Consider the following 8,942-nt stretch of genomic DNA (forward strand, 5'->3'; position numbering starts at 1 on the left):
TGCCGATGCGGGCGGATGCGACCGGGCACATATGTCATTCCAGAAAGAGCTTGGAAATTATCTGACTGCCCGTCTGGCGTATGAAAATGGGATCGGCGGCACGGAGGCGGTTCACCAGATGCAGCGGGAGCTGGATCTGATGAAAATGACGCACTATGACGCGGGACTGCGGCTTTTGCAGGCGGAATTATACCTTTTGACTGATCGGCGCGAGAAAGCGCAGACGATTTTAAAGGAACTGCAGGATTCAGCGGCGCTTAAAATATCGGGCGACCGGAAGCTTAACTGCCTGTACCGCTATCTGTACGTGACGCTGACCGGCAATGCCGAGCAGAAGGACACGTTGATCCGCCTGCTGCAGCAGTATGCGTCGGAGGAGACGGGCAGCAGCCTGTTTTATTATCTGATGCTTCTGCGTCTGGATGAGGAACTGCAGAAAAATCCGGTTACGGTGCTGATCAGCATGGAGCAGGAGTTTAAGGATGGCTGTCACAGCCCATTCCTCTATGCGGCGGGACTGAAACTTCTGGAGAGTGATCCGATCCTTTTAGACAATGCGGGCAATTTTGAGCTTCATGCCCTGTACTATGGGACACGCCGGAAAATTATCAGCCGCGAGCTGGCACTGGCAGCGGTCCGGGTGATGCGTGCGTCCCGTTCGTACCGGGAGTTTTACAGACGCCTTTTGACGGAACTTTACGGGCTGTATCCGGAGACGGAGATTCTGGAGGCGCTCTGTGCAATGCTGATCCGGGGAGACTGCCGGGAGACAGCCTGTTTTGAATGGTATAGCCGGGCGCTGGAGGCAGATTTGAGTCTGACGCGCCTGTATGAATATTATTTATATGCGATGCCGGAGAATTATGACCGCCTGATGTCGCGTGAGGTATTTTTATACTTTTCGTATTCGGCAAATTTGGATGCGGGGTCACTGGCGAAGCTTTATGCGAACCTTCTTACATATGGAACGCCGGATTCGGATATTTACCGGATGTACGAGCGGGCGATGGAAGAGTTTGCGGTGGATCAGCTTTTCAAGGAACGGATAGACGGTGCCCTGGCGGTCCTGTACCGGAAATTGATCTATCCGGAACTGATCGATACGCAGATGGCGCGTGTCCTGCCGGGGATTTTGAAATCCTGCCGGGTAGAATGCCGGGAACCGGCGATGAAATACGTGGTGGTGCGCCATGAGGATCAGATGACGGAGGACGCGTATGTGCTGAACGAGGGCACGGCGTATGTGCCGCTGTTTTCGGAGCGCGATCTGGTTCTATTCCAGGATGAAAATGAGACGCGGTATGCGCGGGTAAATTGCGCCATCCAGCCGGTATTTACGGATATGGAGGAACTTTTACAGACCTGTTTTGAAATGAATCCGATGCATCCGTTCCTCTTTATGAATGCGTGTGCAAAAGCCTGCCGCAAGGAGGTACTGACCGGGGACGATGCGATCCTTTTGGAGCACGCGGATCAGAAGATGGAGCTGCACCCACTGTTTAGGGCAAAGGTGCTGTCAGCGATCGTGCGGTATTATAAGAGGATGGCGGATGGGATTGAGGATGCGAAAAAGGATGGAAGTGTTTCATACCTTCTGAGTCTTGACAAGGACCAGCTGACGCGGGATGAGAGAAACGGCGTCTGCGGGACGCTGATCCGGTGCGGGCATTTCAGCGAGGCGTATGAGATGGTGTGCCGGTATGGTCTGGAAGGTCTGCCGGTCAATCTGCTGCTGCGGCTTTGCGGGAGAATGCTGCTTCAAAATCTCTTTGACCGGGATGACCACCTGCTTTATCTGACCTGGTATGTCTTTGAACACGAGAAGCCGGACAATGTGATTCTTGATTATCTCTGCGAACATTTCAACGGTACGGTGGATCAGATGTACCGCGTCCTGATGCAGGGGCTGCGGCTCCGGGTGGAGACGTACGATCTGGAGGAACGGCTGGTGGCGCAGATGCTCTTTACCGGCAATACAGCAAAGTTAGACCGGGTGTTCGAGCTTTATGCGTCACGCAAGAAAACAGGGGAAAATATCGTGCGCGCGTATTTCACGGTCAAGAGCGTGGAATATTTTCTGGAAAACCGTCCGACGGACGACAAGGTGTTCGCATTTTTGGAGGGTGCTGTGCAGGGAAGCTCTGATCGGGAGCGGATCCCGGATATTTATTTGCTGGCGCTGACAAAGTATTATGCGACGCTGCCGGAGCTTTCGGAGGAACAGCGGCGCTTGTGCCAGTCGGTGGTGGATGTGCTTTTAGATGCGGGCATGATTTTTGCCTATTTTAAGGATCTGGCGCGGTTTATCCATATCCCGGGAAATATTTTAGATAAAGAAATCATCGAGTATCACGGAAGCCGGGCGGTGCGCCCGTATCTGCGGCTGCGGATTCTGCCGCAGGAGGAAGAGTTCCACTATGAGGAAATGCGTCTCGTTTACCGGGATATTTACATCCGTGAAAAGGTGATTTTTGAGGGCGAGACGCTGGAATATCAGATCGAAGAGGAAGAGGACGGCGTCCGGAAGACGAAAGAAAAGGGAGAGATTTCCTGCCGGGAGATTCCGGGACGCAGCCGGGAAAGCCGGTTTGCGGCGCTCAATGAGATGAGTCTTTCTTTAAAAGTAAATAACGAGACGGCGCTTCGGGAAAAGATGCGGGAGTACCAGAAGAGAGATGCGGCGGTAAGCGCACTTTTCCCGATCGCCTGAGGAAAGGGACAGACGGACAAACGATAGATGAATGGACTTATAATTGGCATGGATCTGTGTGATTCATGCACACATATATCCTGTCAGGGTCAGGAGACGATCTGGTCGGTTCCGACCCGGATCGGAAAAGAACCGGATTCGGACGTCTGGCGGGTGGCAGAGGAGAGTGCCGGGGGCGCGTTAGAGGGCATGGTAGTGGAAGATAAGCTGCTTTCCCTGGCCATGAAGGACGGCACCGCCACGATCGACGGTGTCCGCTACGAGGGCTTATATCTGCTGAAAATGTTCCTGAAGCAGGTGCTTGCGATTCCCAGACAGGCGTCCGGAAAAGAAGAGATAGAAAACCTGGTGATTACGGTGCCAAAGCTTGAGGTAAAGCTGGTGGACTGCCTGATGTACTGTGCCGATTTTCTGGAAATCGACCGGAGCCGGGTGCATGTGATCAGTCACGCGGAGAGCTTTGTATATTACGTGATGAGCCAGAAACGGGAAGTCTGGAGCAACCAGGTGGGAATGTTTGAACTTTCGGAGAATGGTTTTCATTATTATGAATTGAGAGTGCAGCGCGGGCTGCGCCAGATGCAGGTGGTCGCGGATCAGGAAGAACTGGAGGAGTCATTCCACTTAAATGTGCTGGACAGCGACGCGGGCATCCAGATGGCAGACCGGATTCTTTCCTCCTGTGCGGAACGGCTGCTGCAGAAGCGCCTGTTTTCAGCGATCATCCTGACCGGCAGGGGATTTGCACAGACGGACTGGGCGGCAGATTTTATGCAGCAGATCTGCAAACGGCGCCGGGTGTTTGCGGAGATGGATGTATTTACCCGAGGGGCGCTGATCCGCTCGGAAGATCTCTGTGAAGCGCAGAGTGCGTACCATTTTACCTGTATCTGTGAGGGGCGGCTGAAAACAACGGTTTCCTTAAAGATTCAGGAGCGTGAAAAAGAGGGACAGCTGGTGCTGGCATCCGCCGGGGACAGCTGGTATGAGACGAAAATGACGGCGGAATTTATCGTGTCGGGCACGCCGGAGGTGGAATTTTCACTCCAGCCGCTGGAACCGCGCAAAAAGAAGACGGTGAAGATTCCGCTCGAGGGATTCCCGAAACGCCCGGACCGGACGACCCGGATCGAGATGGCATTTGGATTTACCGGGGAAGACACGATGATCGTCATGATACGTGATTTGGGATTTGGAGAATTGTTTCCGGCGACAAACCGGATGATTAAACAAGAGGTTTCATTATGAGTCTGATACTTTGCCGGCAGGAGCCGGTTCGACATCCTTTTTACATAGAACGGCTGGGCGTCCATATCGCATCGTCGCAGGAGCTGTGTTATGTCATTTATCAGAATCCGCTTCTGGCGCTGGATGGATTTGTGGATGACCGCCTGATTGAGTTTATACGTTCGGAGCTGGGACTTTCGTTTCTGGCCGGCAAACTGGAGGCATGGCAGCGGAGCGGCGAGAGCCAGGACGAGCTGCCGATCGTGATTCTGCAGGAGTGCTGTTATTATACGGCAAAGGAGATTGCGGCATACCGCCAGAAATTGGCGGCATTTCGCAAAATGAATGCGGCGGAGTTCCGGAAGGAGACGGCGGATTACTATTTCCGCCTGCGGCAGTTTGGGACGGCGATCTATTACTACAACCGGATTTTGGAGGACTGGCGGGTCAAATCGCTGACGGACGAATTTACCGCGAAGATCTGGAACAATATCGGGGCGGCGTATGCCGGGATTTTCTGGTTTGAGAAAGCGTTTACCGCTTATGAAATGGCGTACAATTTCGACAAGAGCCCGGAGATGCTGAAGCATCTGTACCAGCTTGCCTTGATTGACCCGAAGCTGGAGCTTAAGGAGCGCCATGCGGCTGCGATGACGCCGGAACAGAAGGAGATCTGGAAACGGGAACTCGATGAGGCGAACCAGACCGCAGAGAAGTGCGGGAATGTCCGCATGGTCGAAACGATGTTTGACCGCAATCCGGTCCGGCGGATGGAGAGTGCGGAAGAACTTTTAAATGGGTGGAAGCAGGAGTATCGGAAGATGCTCTAATTTTGCCCGCGCCCAGATACATCCCTTGGTCATGAGCACCGCGCTTTTTGGTTTTGTAACATTTCTTTACGAAAGGAGTTTTCCTATGCGCCTTCTGATTGTCCGCCATGCGGATCCTGATTACTCAATTGATTCCCTGACCCCGGCTGGCTGGGAGGAAGCAAAGCTTCTGGCAGACCGTCTGGCGCCGATTCCGGTGGCGGCTTATTATGTATCGCCGCTGGGGCGTGCGAAGGACACGGCGTCCCTGACCTTAAAAAAAGCCTGCCGCACGGTAGAAACCTGCAGCTGGCTGCGTGAATTTGCCCCGCAGGCGGTACATCCGGGAAAGGATTCCGGGCACTGTGTTTGGGACTGGCTGCCGGATGCGTGGATGGCGGAGCCGAAGTATTTTGATAAGGATCACTGGCATGAAACAGAAGTCTTTCAGAACGCCCATGTAAAAGAAGAGTACGACTGGGTGACTGGAGAGCTTGACCGGCTGCTCAGACGGCACGGATATGTGAGAAATGGATTGTTTTACCGGGCTGTGGCACCGAATGAGGACACGATTGTTTTATTCTGTCATTTTGGCGTCGAGTGCGTCCTGCTTTCCCATCTTTTAAATATCTCTCCGATGCAGCTCTGGCACGGAACCTGTGCGGCGCCGTCGTCGGTGACGGTGCTCTGTACAGAAGAGCGCCGCTCCGGCGTCGCATCCTTCCGCATGAGCAGTTTTGGGGATGTTTCTCATCTGTATGCGGGTGGACGCGAGCCGTCGTTTGCGGCGCGGTTCTGTGAGGTGTATACACGGTTTGATCAACGGCATGACTGATGGATGTTTCTGTTATTATGTATCGCAATCGTTTGAATCAGCCGATAAATAAATTTCGTGTTAGATGCTATTTACTGCTCAGCATCCCAATATTTTTAATCAACACCGAGATTGTCCCGTCCATGTTGGTGATAAACTCCACATGGTCGGGATTTCTGTATTCTTCCATCGGGATCGTGATCTCGATGCCGGTGTCAGTGTACAGCTTCTGTTTCTGGAATTTCTTGATCGTCTGCTCATTTTTCGGCGCGACCGTCTCGTAGGAGAGGTTGTAGCGGTCGAGCTTTTCATCCAGCTCCTCGAGCATCTCCGGGCTGCCGGGAAACACTTTTTCGCGCAGTTCGGACACCTTGATTTCGCCCTGTTCCTCTAATTCATTACAGATAATGTCTTTGATTTCCATCTTTTTCTGTGCATCCTCGTCGCCGTAATATTTTTTGGCAACCTGATCGACGGCGCGGGTGACGATGTCGAGCTTGGATTTCTGGGAGAGCGGGGCGCGGCATTCGAGGAAGAGCTCGGAGAAATAGAAGCATTTTTCGCCGTTGACCTCATATTTTTTCTCAGCCAGAATCAGGGAGCCGTCGGAGAGATCGAGGACAAACGCCTCGGAGAGGCGCTGTCCCTGTCCCGGAAGCAGTGCGCGCTGTAAAATGATCTCGTTGCTGTTGCCGCCGTCCGTTTCCCTGGTCTGATGTGTGTAGGAGGTCTTGTAGTTCATCTTTAAGAATGCCAGATAATCCTTGCCCTTGCAGCCGAACACGGTCATCGCCACATCGGCGGCTGGAATGTCAATATTCGCATTCATGATGTCGTAGAGGCGCTCGGCGAGCTGTTTGCTCGTCTCGACGAAATTGTCCGGGGTGCAGTTTTGCAGCAGCTCTTTGACCTCGGATCCTTCAGCAAATGTACAGTGCTTGACATCGTCACTTTCTGTGATTTTCTCGATATGCGCTTTCAGGAAGTCGGAAAAATCGGGTCCGACCTCCATGTTCTGGTCGGAGAGAACCGGGATTCCCACCGAAGAATCGAGGATGTGTACGATGGCTGCCTTTAAAATCATATCTTCACTTTTCAATGTTATCTTACCTCCAGGTTATAACTTCTTTTGTAGAACCATTCTCGACGCACTCAAAGGAAACGGAGTCGCCCGCCTGCACGAACGGAAGCCGCTCGGAAACGGTGATCGCAGCGGTGTAGACGCTGTCGGTGCGGTCATCGGTCAGCGTGAAATAGTAGTAGGTGTTACCGGAAACGACGACATTCTCGATCGCCTCGACCGTGCCGGAGACAGTTTCGCTTGCCGCTGGTTCCTTGGCAGTCGGATCTTCGATTTCCTCCTGTCCCAGCGTCTCACGGTAATTGCGCTTCGCCTCATCGATCGTCTGTCCGGTGCCGACGATCTGGTACTGCGCGACATCGACGAACGCATACATTTTCACAAGCCCTGCAGCATCTTTCAGGGAAATGAAATATGCCGGTCGCCCGGAAATATTTAAGAGAAGCGGGAAGGTCGCACTGTAATTTAAGTGCTGCACCTGTCCGCGCGCGGAATCCATTGCAGCGAGCTCGGTGGCGCCCGGAACGGTGTAAAATTTCGTTTCTTTCGTCCGCAGGTTGACGAGGACGAAGCCAATGTTCGACTCATCTGAGGTTACAGAGCTCATGCCGGTGTACAGCCACACATCGTCGTCGATGGCGAGATAGTTGTAGCCGTAGGTCGTCCGGCGCACGCCGCGCTGACCGAAGATGGAGTTTAAATAACCATTCTGGAATCTGCCGTTGTCGTCGAGCTGTTCCATGATGAGGTTCGAATCATAGAGCTGGTCGATCCACTGCGGGACATCCGCTTTGGCGTACCACTTAGATTCGCCGGTCTCAGCATTGACGAGGATCGCGCCGTCGATGTCCTTGCCGTTCCACCAGCCGATCCGGTAGGCGATGGTCGGCGCCACCCAGTATGGGTTTCCATCGTCGTCGATCTCGAAGGAGACCGTCTCAAACATCCGTGTCGGGTAGCAGAAACGGATGTAGCGGTTGATATTGCGGAAGAAATATTCACTGGTGGAATACTTCATGCCGGAGGACAGCCAGACGAGATCGGTATTCTGATCGACCATATTGACAGCAATGTATGCCGGAAGTCCCTTCTTCTGGTTGTACAGCCACTTGATCGGGTCGGCATAGCGCAAAGGCGTCACGCGGTACGGTGTCCCCTTGTAGTTGATCTGTGTGTAATTTTCCTGAATCTCAAACTGGGAGACCAGGTCGGTCATCTCACCGAGCTTTTTGCTTCCGAGCCGGGAGGCGGTGTCCTTATCAACGACCGGGATCTGCGACATGCCAAGCTCTGCGACATCTGAGGCAAAATCGCCCTCGGTAACGGTGATCAGATCGCGGTAGCGGGACGCATTAAAAAGCTGGACGCCCGCCGCCGAGGCGATCAGGGAAAAGAAGATCAGGACAGCGATCGCGATCGTGCCATATTTGCACGGGCGTCCCATCGCCTTAAAACCGGCAAACGGGCTGCCGGAGGCGTCGGCGTACTTGCGTCGCAGAACCATCCGTCCGGTCACAGGATCGCGCACGATCTCAACGCCGCGGTTTTGCTGCACTGTTTTCAGAAATATGAGAATGCTTTCCATAAAGTTGACTGCCAGTACAATCAGAATGCAGATAATCAGGAATACGATGAAATCCTGATCGTGCAGATTGATGGCTGGCATCATGGTGTAGAACACCAGAAAAATAAGGACGGCAGAGAGAAACAGACGCCCAAACGCCGAAGTGAATTTTTTCAAAATAGAACCCTCCTGACTCATTTTATGATAAAAAATAGCTGTTCCCATGAAAAAAAGGATTTCGCTGATTGTAAATGTGATAGAACTCTATTGTATCGCACGACGGGAGATAAAATCAAGCCCGGAAACGGCGGGAAATGATTTCGATGAGTTTTTTGAAGCCGGAAGAGATCCGTGTGCTGTATACATTTTTGCGTAAAATTAAGACGGTGATCGACAGGTGGCACCGGTATAACTGGGGGAATGCTGGTCTAGGACGTCTGATCAGACGGATAAAGCGGAAAAACCGTTACTGTTTACGCATACGTACTCGGTAACGGAATTTGCCGTGGCTTCGCATTTAAATACGGCAAATTCCCGGGTTAAAGTCGGGAAAAAAACAGTTGTCCTTCTGCCGAAAATATGCTATGATTACTATGTTTATTCAGGAGGTGCGAAGATGATCAAGACGATCCTTACGATCATATTTATTATTATCTGTGTATTCCTGTCGGCGGTAATCCTACTGCAGGAGGGCAAATCGGCAGGTCTGTCCGGTTCCATCGGCGGTATGGCTGACA

General features: G+C 52.6%; 8 protein-coding genes. 6 read left to right on the top strand and 2 right to left on the bottom strand.

Features of this window, described 5'->3' with window-relative positions; all coding sequences use genetic code 11:
• The 4 genes from QVO97_RS02075 to QVO97_RS02090 form a co-directional block, all read left to right on the top strand.
• On the top strand, window positions 1-2,710 hold a 2,710-nt coding region (locus QVO97_RS02075), incomplete at its 5' end, for a DUF5717 family protein (RefSeq protein ID WP_288188666.1).
• Window positions 2,711-2,737: 27 nt separating this feature from the next.
• Window positions 2,738-3,958, top strand: coding sequence for a DUF5716 family protein (locus QVO97_RS02080; RefSeq protein WP_022358761.1), 1,221 nt, complete (start codon window positions 2,738-2,740; stop codon window positions 3,956-3,958).
• On the top strand, window positions 3,955-4,767 hold the full coding sequence (locus QVO97_RS02085) for a hypothetical protein (protein WP_022358762.1): 813 nt from the start codon (window positions 3,955-3,957) through the stop codon (window positions 4,765-4,767). Before QVO97_RS02080 ends, QVO97_RS02085 begins: the two co-directional genes overlap by 4 nt.
• An 85-nt stretch (window positions 4,768-4,852) precedes the next feature.
• A complete protein-coding gene (locus QVO97_RS02090; RefSeq protein WP_022358763.1) occupies window positions 4,853-5,581 on the top strand; it encodes a histidine phosphatase family protein in 729 nt (242 codons plus the stop codon).
• Between the two features lie 67 nt (window positions 5,582-5,648).
• Here the strand turns inward: QVO97_RS02090 and QVO97_RS02095 are convergent, their stop codons facing one another.
• A complete protein-coding gene (locus tag QVO97_RS02095) occupies window positions 5,649-6,659 on the bottom strand; it encodes a nucleoid-associated protein (protein WP_022358764.1) in 1,011 nt (336 codons plus the stop codon).
• A gap of 7 nt (window positions 6,660-6,666) precedes the next feature.
• Window positions 6,667-8,382 (bottom strand): hypothetical protein, encoded by a 1,716-nt coding sequence (locus QVO97_RS02100; RefSeq protein WP_022358765.1) that lies wholly within the window; start codon window positions 8,380-8,382, stop codon window positions 6,667-6,669.
• 46 nt (window positions 8,383-8,428) lie between these two features.
• On the opposite strand from QVO97_RS02100, the gene QVO97_RS02105 reads away from it, so the two are divergent.
• Both QVO97_RS02105 and secG read left to right on the top strand, forming a co-directional pair.
• Window positions 8,429-8,581, top strand: coding sequence for a hypothetical protein (locus QVO97_RS02105; RefSeq protein WP_288188668.1), 153 nt, complete (start codon window positions 8,429-8,431; stop codon window positions 8,579-8,581).
• A gap of 240 nt (window positions 8,582-8,821) precedes the next feature.
• A partial coding sequence (gene secG, locus QVO97_RS02110; protein ID WP_288188670.1) for a preprotein translocase subunit SecG occupies window positions 8,822-8,942 on the top strand: 121 nt, incomplete at its 3' end.

The sequence above is a fragment of the Clostridium sp. CAG:43 genome, from assembly GCF_000434655.1.
GTDB lineage: Bacteria > Bacillota > Clostridia > Lachnospirales > Lachnospiraceae > Otoolea > Otoolea fessa.